This window comes from Providencia sp. M-27, from assembly GCF_011077905.1.
Lineage (GTDB): Bacteria > Pseudomonadota > Gammaproteobacteria > Enterobacterales > Enterobacteriaceae > Providencia > Providencia huaxiensis.
The window spans coordinates 260,954-277,351 of sequence record NZ_JAALBT010000007.1 but is presented as its reverse complement, the minus strand read 5'-3'; the positions used below and the strand labels follow the sequence as shown (position 1 = coordinate 277,351).

Below are 16,398 nucleotides of genomic sequence, written 5' to 3'. Positions count from 1 at the left end.
AGCGGTTAATTTAAGATCACGGCCAGAAAGTGCAATAATTTTGTCTTTGGACTGAAGGTTAGCCGACTGCAAGTCAATATCACGGGCTGCATTTAACGTAATATTACCATCCGCGATGAGTTGTGAGCGTAGCTCTGGGTAGCGATTGGTCTTGAATACATTATCGACATCTTTAATCGCTTTTGAGTCTAACAAAATATCTTCGCCTGCATTGAACGTCAGTGATTTTCCACTGTTGAAGGCAATGCCATGCGCTTCAATATTTTTACCAGCGGTGAGGTTTATTTCCCCTGAACTTGCCCAATTTCCTGTTTTTGTGAGTAACGCATTGATATTGGCGACAGGCTCTGAAGCCGCGAGTTTCATTAAATTAGATTCATCACGACGAATAAAAATATTGTCATTAGCACTAAGGGTAAGTTTATTCGTTTTGGCTAACTGCGCATTATCAAAAGTGATATTTTTACCCGCTTGGATATGTAACGAGTTTGCGGCGTTGATAACCGGAGGAGATAAGACATTATCCTTAAACGCAGAGACAGGATTTAAGCTATATTGAAGATCGCCATTTTTCGCAATCAAGGTACTGTCTTTAGCCGTTAAATTGACTTGTTTGAGATTAAGGTCGTTGTTGGCAATTAGGCTCTGTGATTGTTTTGCAATCAGCTGTGCATCATGAATATTGATATTTTGACCAGCGATAATAGACAGATCATTTTCAGACTGTAAGTTGGTAGAAATATTTATATTATTGGAATTTAAGACAATGTTTTTTGCAGTAATGGCAAAAGATGGATTACCTACTTGTACTATTTTTGCTATGGGTTTTTCAGTATTAGGAAGTTTACTTTCAAGATTAATGTCGTTTTTAAAATCAAGAACAACATTATTTCCAGCAGATACCGTTTTATAATTTAAGGCTTCGGGAGCCCAAGAATAAAGTTTATCGATTAATTTAAAGTCTACCGGCTCACCAACATAAAAAATATCATAAGTTCCATCATCATCACTTTCATCTGCAAATTTTCCTAAATCTACATTAGATGTATCATATTTATACCAAAGATCTAACTTGCCTGAGTTAAAAGAGGATATTGATGCATTTTGTCCTGTCAATATCACATTGTTTTTTGCTGCAATTTTTCCAAAATCACTAACTAAATCGTTTGCATTAATATAGGCATTCTTTCCTGATGCGATAGTCCCAATATTTCCCAGATTCAAATACTGTTTTCTTTCAACATTAATGCTGTCATTGCTGATCAAATCCATCTCCCCAAACCATTTTTTATAGGGAAAATTTTCTAATCGAGGGTAGAGTGAAATAATTGATACAACTCCTTGCCTAGTACCAAAAAAAGAAGATACATAAGTGCCATTTTTATCACTGGTAGTCGCATTGATATTGGAAATTTCTATTGGAGATGCATTCGCCGTATTTGTCAGTTTTTTTGTCCGAACAACCAAGTCCCCCGCATTGGTCTTTATCGTCCCTGACTTATTCTCAATCAGCGTACTCAAATCCCCCTTGGCATTTTTTTGTATCCACAGATTATCTTGTGCCTGAATAAGTGCGCTATTTCCTGTGTTACTGACGTTATCAGCAAAGACTCGCATGTCCTTACCAGCGATAACTTTCCCGTTATTGGTGAGGGTGTTGGTGGCTAATGTGATGTCTTTGGCGGCATTCACGTTGGCATTGGCGTTAATTTGCAGGTTTTTGGTGCTGACATTAATGTCTTTTTTCCCTTGGATATTACCCGCAAGAGTAATTTTTCCATCGACGGTTAACGTCAGGTCATGTTGGTTGGCTTGCACATTGCTGAGGTTAATCCCCACCCCTGATTCAGTACTCACCAATTTCACTTGATTGGCATACATCCCACCCAGTGCTTTGGTATCTACCGAAATACTGGGTTTTGCCCCTTCACCCGCAATCGGTGTTACGGTGCCTTTTTGAAAATCGACACGGTTGGTGCCTTGCATCAAGGTCAAGTTTTTGGCTTTGATTTGCCCATTTAGTTCGGTGGCGCGGCTGATAATATCGGCATAGGTTTGTGCTTCGGCATTCAGGCCATTGGCGCCAATAACCACACTGCCTTTTTTCACCTCAACCGCAGACAATGCCCCCTTGTTATCCAGAATGGGTTTTCCCGTGGTCAAGGTAATCGCTGGGGTATTCACAAAGCTACAGCCATTGCAGGTAATCCCATTCGGGTTAGCAATTAAGACATTCGCCCCTTTGCCTGCTACTTCCAACTTACCTTGTAATTCTGAGCGGCTACTGCCGGTAACTTCGTTGATAATCAGATTAGCGGCATTTCCCTTTAAATTGGCATTGGCTTTGATTTGCCCTGCAATTTGGGAATTCACATTAGTGGTGGCGTTGTTGAGTACCGCACCTTGTTTATCCACATTAAATTGTTGAAATTTATTGTGGGATATTCCCGCCCCATTCGGTGCGGCGATATTAATAATCGGGACGTTATTTTGTTGGCTGATTTGGGTGTTTTTATCTGCTGCCGTCATGGCGGCTCCCCAAGCGGGATGTAAGGGGTAGACTGCAGTTAAGAAAATAATGGTGTAACTTAATATCCGCTTTGAGCGAGAAGGTAATTGTTCATTTAGCATAAATAATCCTTTAAAAACGTAAAGCTACAGAGAAAATGAGACCGACCAATAAGCCGACCAATTGTCTGGTTTAAGTTGTGAGGGATAATGCAAAGGCTTACTGAGTAGAAACTGAGAATAAATTAGGCTATTGCCTGTAAAAGAGAGACCAACGGCTCCCCCCGCTAGGGTGTCATGTTCAACGTGGTATTTATCTGAGGCAATAAACCCGTAATCTAAAGCCCCGATAAAACGCAGTTGCCCAATTGCCGTATTGGCGATGTCTTTATTAATTTCATTACGCCAATATCCGCCTCGGTTATCACTTAAAGACTGCTCGTGGTAGCCACGGACAGAGTACTGGCCTCCAATACTTATGCGTTCAATACCGTATAAATTATCGGGCGAGTATTGGCCGTAAAATGAGGTTAAATAGGTCAAACCATTAGAGAAAAAATACTGATAGCTGCTGCTTAGACTGAATTTGCGGTAATGGCTGCGCGGTGAATCTTTCGCGAGGGTATCCAGTGAGGCGCCAAAGGCGGATATTCCCCATTCAGCGGCAGGGTTAAACGTAAAGTAACCTTGTCCAAGCGTGGTGCTGTACTGCGGGGTAAATGAGAGCGAGGTTAAAGTTGGGCTGCTGATACTCAAGGTTTGGGAAGCTAACTGGGTGTTGGCATTTTTATGTTTTAAGCTACTTTGCAGTGTAAGCCGTTGCTTCCCATCGCGATAAATTAAGCGACTGATATCAAGCTGTTGGTTGGTATTTTTGCCTTCATAACGGTACTGCTGACCCGATGCATAAAACGGTTGTAACGTACTGTTACGGTAAAATTGGTAACGGTAAGACCAATAACCATAAGGCACATTCACATTCGCAACGATATAACGGTTATGGTGGGATACACTTCCATCCATATCGGTATTGCCCGAGACTGACCACTGCTCACCAAACCCTAATGGGGAATCTACCGTTAAACCGCCGGTAAGCAGCTGTTTTCCCGTTGCCTCCATACCCGAGTTATCGAGATTCAACTGGCTCGTGATAGGCCATTTTTTCCCTTGTTGATGAATAATAACCCGAGAGTAGCCATTTTGGCTTCCTGGTTGGATATCGATAGTGTACTTAGCGGACGATAACCGGTTGAGTTGCTCCAACCCTTGTTCAATATGCCGTAGATTTAATATTTTGCCTTGTTGATAAGGAAATATTTGATGAACTAAACGCTCAGGGGAATTTTCAATCTCGATAGTTTCAACATGCCCTTCAATCACTTGTAATAACAATTGATGTGAGGATAAATCTTGCTCAGGAATGATGGCTTGAGAGGTAATAAACCCTTGTTCCATATAGTAATTAGTTACATGCTTGGTGAGCTTTTGTATTTCACTCAGTGTGAGGCAGCGTTTTAAATAAGATGAGGTTAACTGAGTTTGAGTTTTAGTCGTAAGCTGTGTGGCACCGACAAATTGGATCTCACTGATAAGGAAACATATTTCATTTTGGGAAGGAGATGGCAATGCATCTTCAATGGAAATAGTGCTTTGTTTTTCCAATCGATTACGTTGGATTAACTCTGACTCTAACCGTTGTTTCTGTTCAAATTGAACACTTTCCTGTGCAGAGGGGAGTAGTTGATTTTCTGTGTAGCCATAGGGCGAAATCATAAACAACGATAAGTATAATAAACGCCACATAATTTGATATTTTGTCATGTTATCTAAATTTTCGTTACGAACAGTAAATTTACCGTAATGTAACTTATTCTCATTAACTGTTTTTAGATAAAAAAAATCCACCATGACTAAAAATTAATACTTTCATTTTTAATGTGTTTTTTTGTATTTTTTAAGTTTATTAATTCGACAAAACTGCAATTGATAACAATCATTGGCTCTATGCACTGAAAATCAATCATTTGATTTTATTGGGAATGATTTTTCTGAAGAATTTGTCACAAGCAACCTATAAATAATTTCACTATTACAAATAAGATATGACAGTGAGGGATTGACTACTCAACTAATAAATATAAGTGAAGTTCAACTTCAGTGAATCTAAACGGAAAAGTGAATTATTTAAGTAATAACTATATTTAAAATAATTCGAATTGTAGGAAGGTGGCAATTGAAGATAGCCAGATGAGCATACAGTCGTATGTAATCCAAATAACCGAAATATGACCAATAATTAAATTTCTAAATAGCTCGAACTCTAGCAAGGCGGCAATTGAGGATAGTTTGGGGAGCATACATCAGTATGTGACCCAAATAACCGAAATATGACCAATAATTAAATTTCTAAATAGTTCGAACTCTAGCAAGGCAGCAATTGAGGATAGTTTGGGGAGCATACACAAGTATGTGACCCAAATAGCCGAAAGAAGCCAACACAACTAGAGCTCGAAATATGACGAAAATTTAGGCGCTCTTTCTCTTATCAGCAGCGATATTACTATAATCTGGGCTCTCTAAAGCGATTAACTCATCCAACAGTGCGGTCAATTGCTGCATTTTCTCTGGCGAAAAAGCCTGCTCGATTTTTTGATAACCTTCTTCCACTTCCTGCCGTGCTTTGTCATACAACTCTTGCCCCGCAGGAGTCAAAGAGACATATAATTTTCGCTGATCATTCAACGGTTTTAAGCGGAAAATTAAACCTTCACGCTCCATACGGGTTAAGATCCCCGTTAAACTTGGGCGCAGAATACAGGTTTGGACTGATAATTCATGAAAATCAATTGAACGCTTATCAGCTAAAACGCGAATGATACGCCATTGCTGTTCAGTCAAATTATACGACTTTAATATCGGCCGGAAAAAACCCATTGCGGTTTCTCTTGCCTGCAATAATGCAATTGTCAATGATTCATGCATAAGCTTAAAACTCACCACTTAATTAACGTTATTTAGCCCAATTTAGGTATTTTATGGCGGCTGCCACATTGCTTTATTGGCCCAATGCTTTAGTGAAACCTTTGGTTATCACCATGAATTTCCACATCACCAATTTGCCTTAATTAAGAGTAGCACGCCCAAATAACAATCTCAAAGAAAAACCCTAAAATATTAATGAGTAAATAATTTAAAATCCAACTTTAAAGTTAATTTTTTGTAAATCAAAAAAAATTGAAAAAATAATAAATTCTTTTATAACAGCATCTTACAGAAAGATAACTTAATTGTGTTAATGAGATCACAATTAAAATTAACATTTTCATAAACCTATTGCTAATTTAAAAAATATACTTTATTAATATGTTAATAATTACTCGAAAGTTGAATTCTTTTCATTAAGGAGTTGTCAATGAAAGGCACTGTATTTGCCGTTGCCCTCAATCATCAAAGCCAGCTTAGCCATTGGCTCGAGGCATTCCAGCAAGCCCCTTATAAAACCCCGCCGAAAACCCCAGTGTGGTTTATTAAGCCGCGTAATACGCGTATCAATTCAGGCGAGCAAATTTTGCATCCCGCAGGTGAAGAAGTGCAAAGTGGCGCTACGCTTGCTTTGGTAATCGGCAAAAATGCACGTAAAGTCAGCAAAGAAGATGCACATCAATTTATTGCTGGGTTTGCATTGGCAAATGAAGTGAGCTTGCCAGAAGACACATTTTATCGTCCTGCGATTAAAGCCAAATGCCGTGATACTTTCTGCCCAATCGGTGAAATGGTAGCAACTTCACTGAATACTCCTGTTGATATCATCACTCTAGTGAATGGCAAAGAAGCGGATCGCTGGTCAACAAAAGATCTGATCCGCGATGCTAGCGAGTTAGTGGCTGCATTAAGTGACTTTGCCACCTTAAAGCAAGGGGATGTGATCCTACTCGGCACACCACAGCAACGTGTCACCATCAAACCCGGTGATGAAGTGGTTATCCAAGCGGAAGGCTTTCCTAGCCTGAAAAATACCGTTGTGGCAGCAGGAGGAAAATAATGTCTACGATAATAAAACGCGCCAAAATCCTTTTTAAAGGCACTGAATATTCCGTCACTGTTGGTGATAACGAAGCCATTACATTACCTAATGGGGATGTGATCGCGGGTGATTCTCCTGATGTTACATGGCTGCCTCCTGCTCAAGGGACGTTATTTGCCCTTGGTTTGAACTATGCCGACCACGCCGCAGAGTTAGAATTTAAGCCACCTGAAGAACCGCTGATTTTCTTAAAAGCGGAAAGCAGCTTAACGGGTCACCGCCAAGTTTCTGTTCGCCCTGATAATGTTGAATATATGCATTATGAGTCTGAATTAGTCGTGGTGATTGGAAAAACGGCTCATAAGGTCTCAAGAGAAGATGCCATGGATTATGTCGCAGGCTACACCGTGTGTAATGACTATGCGATCCGTGACTATTTAGAGAACTATTATCGCCCAAATTTACGTGTTAAGAGCCGCGATACCTTAACACCGATTGGCCCTTGGATTATCGATAAAGACGCCGTTAAAGATCCCCATAATTTGGCTTTATACACCTATGTTAATGGTGAATTACGTCAAAAAGGCACCACTGCCGATCTCATTTTCGATATTCCATTTTTAATTGCTTACCTCAGTGACTTTATGACACTGCAACCGGGAGACATGATTGCGACAGGGACACCAAAAGGGTTGTCTGATGTCGTACCGGGTGACGAAGTCATTGTTGAAGTTGAAGGCGTTGGCAGATTGGTCAACACCATTATCAGCGAAAAAGAGTATGAGGAACGTGTGTAATGACTAAGATTAATCATTGGATCAACGGTAAAAACGTTGCTAGCAAAGACTATTTTGAAACCACCAACCCTGCAACTGGCGAAGTATTAGCTGAAGTCGCAGCGGGTGGACAAGACGAAATCAACCAAGCTGTTGCCGCAGCAAAGGACGCATTTCCAAAGTGGGCCAATACCCCAATGAAAGAGCGTGCTCGCTTAATGCGTCGCCTTGGTGAATTGATCGACGAAAATGTCCCGCAAATTGCAGAAATGGAAACCAAAGACACCGGTTTGCCTATTCACCAAACTAAAAATGTGTTGATCCCACGTGCTTCACATAACTTTGAATTCTTTGCCGAAATTTGCCAGCAAATGAATGGCCGCACTTACCCTGTTGATGACAAGATGATGAACTACACCTTGGTTCAACCAGTGGGTGTCTGTGCGCTGATTTCCCCATGGAACGTGCCATTTATGACCGCAACATGGAAAACCGCCCCTTGTTTAGCTCTGGGTAATACTGCGGTGCTGAAAATGTCTGAGTTATCACCATTATCAGCGAATCGCCTTGGTGAACTGGCTCTAGAAGCCGGTATTCCTGCGGGCGTTTTGAACGTGGTTCAAGGCTATGGTAGCACTGCTGGGGATGCTTTAGTCAAACACCATGATGTCCGTGCGGTTTCCTTTACTGGGGGCACGGCCACTGGCCGCACCATTATGCAAAATGCAGGCTTGAAAAAATACTCCATGGAATTAGGGGGTAAATCACCTGTATTAGTCTTTGAAGATGCGGACATTGAACGTGCACTCGATGCCGCTCTGTTCACTATTTTCTCCATTAATGGCGAACGCTGTACTGCGGGCTCACGTATTTTCATTCAAGAAAGCATTTACCCTGAGTTTGTTAAACGCTTTGCGGAACGTGCAAACCGCTTGATCGTCGGTGACCCGAACGATCCAAAAACCCAAGTGGGTGCATTGATCAGCCAACAGCACTGGAACAAAGTTTCGGGTTACATTCGCTTAGGTATGGAAGAAGGCGCAACCTTGTTAGCGGGTGGACCAGACAAACCGACCGATCTACCTGATCACCTGAAAGGTGGTAATTTCTTACGCCCTACCGTACTGGCTGATGTCGATAACCGTATGCGTGTCGCCCAAGAAGAGATCTTTGGGCCTGTAGCTTGTTTAATTCCGTTTAAATCTGAAGAAGACGGTTTACGCATGGCAAATGATATTGAATACGGTCTTGCTTCGTATATTTGGACACAAGATGTCAGCAAGATTTTACGTTTATCACGCAGTATCGAAGCAGGCATGGTGTTTGTTAATACACAAAACGTACGTGACCTGCGCCAGCCTTTCGGTGGTGTAAAAGCTTCGGGTGTAGGCCGTGAAGGTGGCGAGTACAGCTTCGAAGTCTTCGCAGAAATGAAGAACGTCTGTATCTCCTACGGAGACCACAACATCCCTCGTTGGGGTGTGTAAGCTTTACAACACTCTGTGCTGGAAACCTTATATTCCAGCACTTTCCGCTGAATTACATTGATACTCAGCATCGTTAAAACTGATAAACCAAGTCACTTCAAGTCGTTAGAAGAGCTACAACTTAGGTAAACTCGCTGTCTTACCCTAAATAATTCGAGTTGTAGCTAGGCGACAAACAAGCTAATCCCTAGGAGCATACATGAGTATGTGACTAGGGTTAGCGCGAGCAGTCAACAACGCTACAGCTTGAAGAATGACGGGTAAGGATATAAATATGGGTAAGTTGGCACTCGCTGCAAAAATAACACACGTCCCATCCATGTACCTATCAGAACTACCAGGTAAAAACCATGGATGTCGCCAAGCCGCTATCGATGGACACAAAGAAATCAGTCGTCGTTGCCGTGAATTAGGCGTTGATACCATTATTGTTTTTGATACACACTGGTTAGTTAATAGTGCTTATCACATTAATTGTGCTGACCACTTCAAAGGTATTTACACCAGTAATGAACTCCCACATTTTATTCGTGATATGGAATATGAATATGATGGGAACTCCGTATTAGGCCAAATGATTGGTGAAGAAGCACGTAAATTAGGCGTTCGTGCTCAAGCCCATGAAATTCCAAGCTTAACCCTCGAATACGCCACGTTAGTCCCTATGCGCTATATGAATAGCGACCGTCACTTTAAAGTTATCTCAATTTCAGCATTCTGTACGTCTCACAGTTTTGAAGATAGCCGAAAATTAGGCGAAGCCGTACTGACTGCGATTGAAAAATACGATGGCACAGTCGCTGTATTAGCGAGTGGTTCATTATCACACCGCTTTATTGATGACCAAAAAGCCGAAGACGGTATGAATAGCTACACACGTGAATTTGATGAGCAGATGGATAAACGCGTCGTCAAACTTTGGCGTGAAGGCCGCTTTGAAGAGTTCTGCAAAATGCTACCTGAATATGCCGACTACTGCTATGGCGAAGGCCATATGCACGACACAGTGATGCTGTTAGGCATGTTAGGTTGGGATAAATACGCTGAGAAAGTGGAAGTTTTAACTGACTTGTTTGCCAGCTCAGGCACAGGGCAAATTAATGCCGTGTTCCCACTTCCAAACTATATCACTGATAAACAAGCTGCCAACGCATAAGGAACTGTTATGCCTCATTTTTATGCAGAATGTACAGAGAATATCCGTGAAGAAGCGAAACTTCCAGAGCTGTTTGCACAAGTGAATGAATCCCTTGCTGCTACTGGTATTTTTCCATTAGGCGGTATTCGTAGCCGTGCTATTTGGCTAGATACTTGGCAAATGGCTGATGGCAAACACGATTATGCATTTGTGCATATGACGCTAAAAATTGGTGCCGGACGCTCTCTTGAAGATAGGCAAAAAACGGGGGAGATGATCTTCGACCTGATCAAAGCCCACTTTGCCGATTTAATGGCAAAACGCTATCTGGCGCTGTCTTTTACCATGGAAGAGCTTGATCCCGTATTAAATTATAAGCAAAACAATGTTCATGCCTTGTTTAAAGGTTAATAGCTTAAAGGTTAATAGTTTAAATCTTTATTTAACGTTTTATTGAGAGGGCAAGATGGTTAAAAATTTCGATAAACACATACCGCACTACTTGATCCCATTACTGGGGTCATTAGTGGCATTCGGTCCATTGTCTATCGATATGTACCTTCCTGCCCTTCCTCAAATGGGAACTGCATTACACGCCACTCAAGGGCAAATGCAGTACACCCTTGGCGCTTTTTTTGCCGGTTTCTGTGTGGGAATGCTATTTTACGGGCCATTAAGCGATTTACTCGGCCGTCGTAAAATGCTGCTAAGTGGCCTAGTCATCTTTACGGTGGCAAGCCTGCTATGCGCTCAAGCCACTGATGCAAATACCTTAATTATTTTTAGAGCATTGCAAGCATTTGGCAGTGGTGCTGCCATTGTTATGGCTAGGGCGATTGCAAGGGATGTTTATCCTGCCCATGAGCTACCTAAAGTACTGTCATTAATGACACTGGTGACCATGATAGCCCCGCTACTGGCACCACTTTTAGGTGGTTTTTTACTTGTTCATTTTCAGTGGCAAGTGATTTTTTACTTATTAGCGTTGATTGGCTTAGCTTCGGTGTGTGCGATTTTTTTCTTGCTCCCTGAAACGCTAACCCACCAGCGTGGTTCTGAAAATATCCTTTGTGTCGCCTTCAAGAATTATGCGCAGGTGCTCACAGACCGAGAAGCACTGAGTATTATTGGCACCATGGCATTCTCTTTTGCCGGTATGTTTGCCTTTATCAGTGGTTCACCGTTTGTGTATATCAATTATTTCGGTGTTTCTGAACAACATTATGGTTTGCTGTTCGGTTGTAACATCTTGGGGATGATCGTCATGCTGTTGTTGAACGTTAAACTGCTAAAAACCTATAGTTTAACGCGCATACTGACTATGCAAAGTGGGTTTCAATTGGCATTTGGTCTGCTGTTACTCATATTTTACCAACAAAGTTTGCCCATAATTGTTATTCTAGTCGTGCTGTTCTTATCGATGGTCAATGCTATCGGCACCAACAGTTTGTCACTATTACTGCAACATCGCGGGAAAATTGCAGGAAGTGCCAGTGCACTTGCGATTTCTATTCAGTTTGCCTTAGCGGCTATCGCCAGCGTTGCAGTTTCTGTATTACAAGATGAATCCCCATTCGCTATGGCACTTGTTATGGCGCTTTGTGCCGGGTTAAGTTTTGCTAGCCAACAGCTATCAGCTAAAAATATCCGCCCACAAGTCCAATCAGTGTCTTCGGAGAACAACGAAAAATGAGCATAAATACCAATTCTACATTATTTCGCCAACAAGCTTATATCAACGGCCAATGGGTTGATGCCCAAAATAAAAGTGTGTTTGAGGTCACTAACCCAGCAAATAACGAGGTTATCGCTAACGTCAGCAACGTTGGTGCGTTAGAAACTCAACAAGCTATTGAGGCCGCAGAAAAAGCGCTCCCAGCATGGCGTGCTAAAACCGCCAAAGAGCGCAGCCAAATTTTAAACAAGTGGTTCCGTTTAATGATGGACAACCAAAAAGAATTGGCTGAGTTACTCAGTGCTGAACAAGGTAAGTCAATCACTGAATCGATGGGCGAAATTGCCTATGGTGCCAGCTTTATTGAGTGGTTTGCTGAAGAAGGTAAACGTATATATGGGGAAACCATCCCATCACCTCTGCCGGGACGTCGCCTTGTCACCATTAAACAACCTGTCGGTGTGGTTGCGGCTATCACGCCATGGAACTTTCCAAATGCCATGATCACGCGCAAAGTCGGCCCAGCCCTTGCTGCCGGCTGTACCATGGTGTTAAAACCCGCAGCAGAGACACCATTATCCGCATTAGCATTAGCAGTGTTAGGAGAAGAAGCGGGTATTCCTGCGGGTGTGTTCAATATCGTTCCGGGTACAGATGCACAGGCCATTGGTGGCGTAATGACCTCCAGCCCTGTGGTACGCAAACTCACCTTTACGGGTTCAACTCGAGTCGGTAAGTTGCTGATGGAACAGTGCGCCAATACAGTGAAAAAGATGTCTCTGGAACTCGGTGGTAACGCGCCATTTATCGTGTTTGATGATGCCGATTTAGATGCCGCTGTACAAGGTGCGTTAACGGCTAAATTCCGCAATAGTGGGCAAACCTGTGTGTGTGCTAACCGTATCTTAGTCCAAGAAGGCGTTTACGATGAATTTGCGGCTCGTTTAGCAAAAGCCGTGAATGAACTGAAAATCGGCCCTGCCACACAAGCAGACTCCCAGCAAGGCCCTCTGATTAACCAAGCTGCAGTGGATAAAGTCACTGAACATATTGCTGATGCTGTTTCCCATGGTGCAAAAGTGATTGCAGGTGGTAAACCTGCGCACTTAGGCGGCTTGTTCTTTGAACCGACCGTTATCACTGGCGTCACTGAGGCTATGAAAGTGGCCAAAGAAGAAACATTCGGCCCACTCGCGCCATTATTTAAATTCCGTGATGAGCAAGAAGCAATTGATCTTGCCAATGACACTGAATTTGGCTTGGCATCCTATTTCTATTCAAAAGATATCGGTCGTATCTACCGCGTCGCAGAAGCTCTAGAAAGCGGCATGGTCGGTATTAACGAAGGCATTATCTCAAATGAAGTGGCCCCATTTGGTGGCATTAAGCAGTCTGGTCTGGGGCGTGAAGGTTCACGCTACGGAATCGAAGATTACTTGGAAGTGAAATACCTCTGCTTTGGTGGTCTTTCTAATTAGTTAAATTGAGTACCGCTGGGTACGCATTCAATTTACACCTTGAATAGTTCGAGTGGCAGCAAAGCGCTTTAGTGCAGCGCTGCTCTCGAAATAGAATAGGTGAATAGGAGTATTAACAGCATGTTACAAAAAGATGTAATCTCGCAAATCGCGCAACGCCTAAATCAGGCTGAAAAATCACGTGAGCAAATCCGTCAGATCTCACTCGATCACCCAGAAATGACGATCGACGATGCTTACGCTATCCAAAAAGAGTGGGTTGGCGTGAAAATTGCTGAAGGACGTGTGCTAAAAGGCCATAAAATTGGGCTAACATCCAAAGCCATGCAGGCAAGTTCACAAATTGATGAACCTGATTACGGTGCGCTTCTTGACGATATGTTTTTTGATGATGGCTGTGATATTCCAACAGACCGCTTTATCGTGCCACGTATTGAAGTTGAATTAGCCTTCGTACTCGCAAAGCCATTAAGTGGGCCAAACTGCACCATCTTTGATGTCTATAACGCAACTGACTATGTGATCCCAGCGCTTGAGCTGATTGATGCACGCTGTCACAACGTTGACCCTGAAACCAATCGCCCACGTAAAGTGTTCGATACCATTTCAGATAACGCAGCAAATGGCGCGGTAATCTTAGGTGGTCGCCCAATTAAACCTCGCGATTTGGATATGCGTTGGATTAGCGCCCTACTCTATCGTAATGGCGTCATTGAAGAATCGGGCGTAGCCGCTGCTGTGCTCAATCACCCAGCGAATGGCGTAGCATGGTTAGCAAATAAATTAGCACCGCATAATGTACAACTTGAGCCAGGCCAAATTATCTTAGGTGGCTCATTTACACGCCCTGTTCCTGCTCGTAAAGGTGATGTGTTCCACGTTGATTACGGCAATATGGGTTCAATTAGCTGCCGCTTCGTGTAAGGAAAATGGTATGGATATTTTAGAAAATAAATTTAAAAAAGCGCTAAAAAGTGGGCAGCCGCAAATTGGTTTATGGCTTGGCTTATGCAGCCCATATAGTGCTGAATTACTTGCTGGTGCAGGCTTTGACTGGTTATTAATTGATGGTGAACATGCACCAAATAATGTGCAAACGACATTATCTCAATTACAAGCGATCGCCCCTTATCCGTCACAGCCCGTGGTACGCCCACCGTGGAATGATCCGGTGATCATTAAGCAATTACTGGATATTGGTGCACAAACCCTTTTGCTACCGATGGTACAAAATGCAGAGCAAGCCAAACAAGCAGTACGTGCAACGCGTTACCCGCCAGCCGGGATCCGTGGTGTCGGCAGTGCTTTAGCTCGTGCTTCTCGTTGGAACCGAGTACCTAATTATTTAACCCGTGCCAATGATGAAATGTGCGTGATAGTGCAGGTTGAAACCCGAGAAGCCATGAATAATCTTCCTGAGATCTTAAAGGTTGAAGGCGTCGATGGTGTGTTTATCGGCCCTGCGGATCTTAGTGCGGATATGGGCTTTTCAGGGAACCCTAACCACCCTGAAGTCAAAGCCGCGATAGAAAAAGCGATTGTACAAATTCGTGAAGCCGGCTTGGCACCCGGTATTTTGATGGCAGCCCCAGATGTTGCTGAACATTATCTGAAACTCGGCGCACTATTTGTTGCCGTCGGGGTTGATACCACGCTACTGGCTCGTACCGCAGAAGCGCTAGCAGCAAAATTTGGTAAAACCGTCTCTGAGGTGACTTCAAGTACACCAAGCGTTTATTAATTAAACTATCTCTAAATAAGTTAATTTTAACCCTACAGACAAATAACTTAATTAGATAAATAAGAAATCAATATCGCAACATTGGGCAGACAGCACCATGGCTGCCTACTCGTCCCTTGTACCTATAATAATCTGCAAAAGAAAGAATTGAGGGCCCTACAATATGAGTAATCAACAACTTGCAAGCACTAACCCTGCTGAACAACATAAAAATTTAACCGAACCGCAGCAGCGGGTGATTAATAAATTATTTAAACGTCTGATTGTATTTTTATTTGTGCTATTTGTTTTTTCCTTCTTAGACCGTATTAATATTGGCTTTGCGGGCTTAACCATGGGGAAAGACATCGGCCTAACGTCCACCATGTTTGGCCTAGCGGCTACCTTGTTCTATGCCACTTACGTGATTTTTGGTATTCCAAGTAACATCATGTTGGGGATTGTTGGGGCTCGCCGCTGGATAGCCACCATCATGGTGCTTTGGGGTATCGCTTCTACAGCCACCATGTTTGCCACAGGGCCTACGAGCTTATACGTCCTACGGATGTTAGTGGGTATCGCTGAGGCGGGCTTCTTACCTGGGATTTTAGTTTATCTGACTTACTGGTTCCCGGCCTATTTCCGCGCTCGTGCTAATGCCTTATTTATGATTGCGATGCCAGTCACCATGGCATTCGGTTCCCTGGCATCGGGCTACATTTTAGGCATGGATGGCATTTTAAACCTAAAAGGCTGGCAATGGCTGTTCCTGTTAGAAGGTTTCCCATCGGTGATCCTCGGTGTGTTGGTTTGGTTCTACCTTGATGATTCACCAAAGAAAGCAAAATGGTTGACCCAAGAAGACAAAGATACATTACAAGAAATGATGGACCAAGACCAACTAGAGCTTGTCCAGCCACAGGGGTCAAAAAGCCATACCGCATTACAGAACAAAAGTTTATGGAAAGAAATTTTTACCCCTGTGATCTTAATGTATACCGTCGCTTATTTTTGCTTAACCAATACGTTAAGTGCGATTAATATTTGGACACCACAGATCATGCAAAGCTTCAATGAAGGTAGTAGTAATGCCATGATTGGGCTATTAACCGCTATCCCACAGTTTTGTACTATTCTAGGGATGATCTATTGGAGTCGTCGCTCTGATAGATTACAAGAACGGAAAATGCACACTGCACTTCCCTACTTATTTGCGGCAGCGGGCTGGATCCTCGCTGCGATGACAAGCCATCCCGTCATCCAATTAATTGGTATTATCATGGCATCAACAGGTTCATTTACTGCGATGGCCGTGTTCTGGACAACCCCAGACCAATCAATCAGTTTACGTGCTCGCGCCATCGGTATTGCTGTTATTAACGCAACGGGTAATATAGGTTCTGCCGTCAGCCCACTGTTGATTGGTTGGTTAAAAGACCAAACCGGTAGCTTTAACTCCGGCCTCTATTTTGTGGCAGGCCTGCTGGTGGTCGGTGCGCTGTTAGTCATGGTTATTCCAATGAAAAACTCAAGACCAAGGGCAACACCTTAAAAGTGTAAGGTTTAATAAATTAAAGTGCTGTAACTCAATA

At 42.8% G+C, this 16,398-nt stretch carries 13 protein-coding genes; 10 read left to right on the top strand and 3 right to left on the bottom strand.

Going from position 1 to position 16,398, the window contains the following annotated elements:
- The 3 genes from G6Q48_RS12670 to hpaR form a co-directional block, all read right to left on the bottom strand.
- Nucleotides 1-2,631: filamentous hemagglutinin N-terminal domain-containing protein (locus G6Q48_RS12670; protein WP_166266786.1), on the bottom strand; the 2,631-nt coding region annotated here is incomplete at its 3' end.
- Nucleotides 2,632-2,655: 24 nt separating this feature from the next.
- A complete protein-coding gene (locus G6Q48_RS12665) occupies nucleotides 2,656-4,329 on the bottom strand; it encodes a ShlB/FhaC/HecB family hemolysin secretion/activation protein (RefSeq protein WP_166266784.1) in 1,674 nt (557 codons plus the stop codon).
- Nucleotides 4,330-5,034: 705 nt separating this feature from the next.
- Nucleotides 5,035-5,490 carry a homoprotocatechuate degradation operon regulator HpaR gene (hpaR, locus tag G6Q48_RS12660; RefSeq protein ID WP_102139493.1) on the bottom strand — a complete coding sequence of 152 codons (456 nt, stop codon included), beginning with the start codon at nucleotides 5,488-5,490 and terminating at the stop codon, nucleotides 5,035-5,037.
- 430 nt (nucleotides 5,491-5,920) lie between these two features.
- Between hpaR and G6Q48_RS12655 the strand changes: the two genes are divergently transcribed.
- The 10 genes from G6Q48_RS12655 to hpaX all read left to right on the top strand — a co-directional run bounded on the left by G6Q48_RS12655 (nucleotide 5,921) and on the right by hpaX (nucleotide 16,358).
- Entirely contained in the window at nucleotides 5,921-6,550 is a 630-nt protein-coding gene (locus G6Q48_RS12655) for a fumarylacetoacetate hydrolase family protein (protein ID WP_102139494.1), read from the top strand.
- Between the two features lie 11 nt (nucleotides 6,551-6,561).
- Nucleotides 6,562-7,329, top strand: a complete 768-nt coding sequence (locus G6Q48_RS12650) for a fumarylacetoacetate hydrolase family protein (protein WP_166266804.1) — start codon at nucleotides 6,562-6,564, stop codon at nucleotides 7,327-7,329.
- On the top strand, nucleotides 7,329-8,795 hold the full coding sequence (gene hpaE, locus G6Q48_RS12645; RefSeq protein ID WP_004905295.1) for a 5-carboxymethyl-2-hydroxymuconate semialdehyde dehydrogenase: 1,467 nt from the start codon (nucleotides 7,329-7,331) through the stop codon (nucleotides 8,793-8,795). Before G6Q48_RS12650 ends, hpaE begins: the two co-directional genes overlap by 1 nt.
- Nucleotides 8,796-9,069: 274 nt before the next feature.
- Nucleotides 9,070-9,951, top strand: a complete 882-nt coding sequence (gene hpaD / locus G6Q48_RS12640; protein WP_102139495.1) for a 3,4-dihydroxyphenylacetate 2,3-dioxygenase — start codon at nucleotides 9,070-9,072, stop codon at nucleotides 9,949-9,951.
- Between the two features lie 9 nt (nucleotides 9,952-9,960).
- Entirely contained in the window at nucleotides 9,961-10,344 is a 384-nt protein-coding gene (locus G6Q48_RS12635; RefSeq protein ID WP_166266782.1) for a 5-carboxymethyl-2-hydroxymuconate Delta-isomerase, read from the top strand.
- A gap of 55 nt (nucleotides 10,345-10,399) precedes the next feature.
- Nucleotides 10,400-11,626, top strand: coding sequence for a Bcr/CflA family multidrug efflux MFS transporter (locus G6Q48_RS12630; RefSeq protein WP_102139497.1), 1,227 nt, complete (start codon nucleotides 10,400-10,402; stop codon nucleotides 11,624-11,626).
- Nucleotides 11,623-13,086, top strand: coding sequence for an NAD-dependent succinate-semialdehyde dehydrogenase (locus tag G6Q48_RS12625; protein ID WP_102139498.1), 1,464 nt, complete (start codon nucleotides 11,623-11,625; stop codon nucleotides 13,084-13,086). Before G6Q48_RS12630 ends, G6Q48_RS12625 begins: the two co-directional genes overlap by 4 nt.
- A gap of 120 nt (nucleotides 13,087-13,206) precedes the next feature.
- Complete coding sequence (gene hpaH / locus G6Q48_RS12620; protein WP_102139499.1) at nucleotides 13,207-14,010, top strand: 2-oxo-hept-4-ene-1,7-dioate hydratase; 804 nt, start codon at nucleotides 13,207-13,209, stop codon at nucleotides 14,008-14,010.
- Nucleotides 14,011-14,020: 10 nt separating this feature from the next.
- Nucleotides 14,021-14,827, top strand: coding sequence for a 4-hydroxy-2-oxoheptanedioate aldolase (gene hpaI / locus G6Q48_RS12615; protein WP_102139500.1), 807 nt, complete (start codon nucleotides 14,021-14,023; stop codon nucleotides 14,825-14,827).
- Nucleotides 14,828-14,990: 163 nt separating this feature from the next.
- Nucleotides 14,991-16,358: a 4-hydroxyphenylacetate permease gene (hpaX, locus tag G6Q48_RS12610; RefSeq protein WP_102139501.1), complete on the top strand. Its 1,368-nt coding sequence runs from the start codon at nucleotides 14,991-14,993 to the stop codon at nucleotides 16,356-16,358.
- Nucleotides 16,359-16,398 lie beyond the last annotated feature (40 nt).

What these genes read in the sequence shown, in the direction of transcription:
- G6Q48_RS12665 (WP_166266784.1), bottom strand. Translation starts at nt 4,329, where the DNA reads ATGACAAAATATCAAATTATGTGGCGTTTATTATACTTATCGTTGTTT.
- hpaR (WP_102139493.1), bottom strand. Translation starts at nt 5,490, where the DNA reads ATGCATGAATCATTGACAATTGCATTATTGCAGGCAAGAGAAACCGCA.
- G6Q48_RS12655 (WP_102139494.1), top strand. Translation starts at nt 5,921, where the DNA reads ATGAAAGGCACTGTATTTGCCGTTGCCCTCAATCATCAAAGCCAGCTT.
- hpaE (WP_004905295.1), top strand. Translation starts at nt 7,329, where the DNA reads ATGACTAAGATTAATCATTGGATCAACGGTAAAAACGTTGCTAGCAAA.
- hpaD (WP_102139495.1), top strand. Translation starts at nt 9,070, where the DNA reads ATGGGTAAGTTGGCACTCGCTGCAAAAATAACACACGTCCCATCCATG.
- G6Q48_RS12635 (WP_166266782.1), top strand. Translation starts at nt 9,961, where the DNA reads ATGCCTCATTTTTATGCAGAATGTACAGAGAATATCCGTGAAGAAGCG.
- G6Q48_RS12630 (WP_102139497.1), top strand. Translation starts at nt 10,400, where the DNA reads ATGGTTAAAAATTTCGATAAACACATACCGCACTACTTGATCCCATTA.
- G6Q48_RS12625 (WP_102139498.1), top strand. Translation starts at nt 11,623, where the DNA reads ATGAGCATAAATACCAATTCTACATTATTTCGCCAACAAGCTTATATC.
- hpaH (WP_102139499.1), top strand. Translation starts at nt 13,207, where the DNA reads ATGTTACAAAAAGATGTAATCTCGCAAATCGCGCAACGCCTAAATCAG.
- hpaI (WP_102139500.1), top strand. Translation starts at nt 14,021, where the DNA reads ATGGATATTTTAGAAAATAAATTTAAAAAAGCGCTAAAAAGTGGGCAG.
- hpaX (WP_102139501.1), top strand. Translation starts at nt 14,991, where the DNA reads ATGAGTAATCAACAACTTGCAAGCACTAACCCTGCTGAACAACATAAA.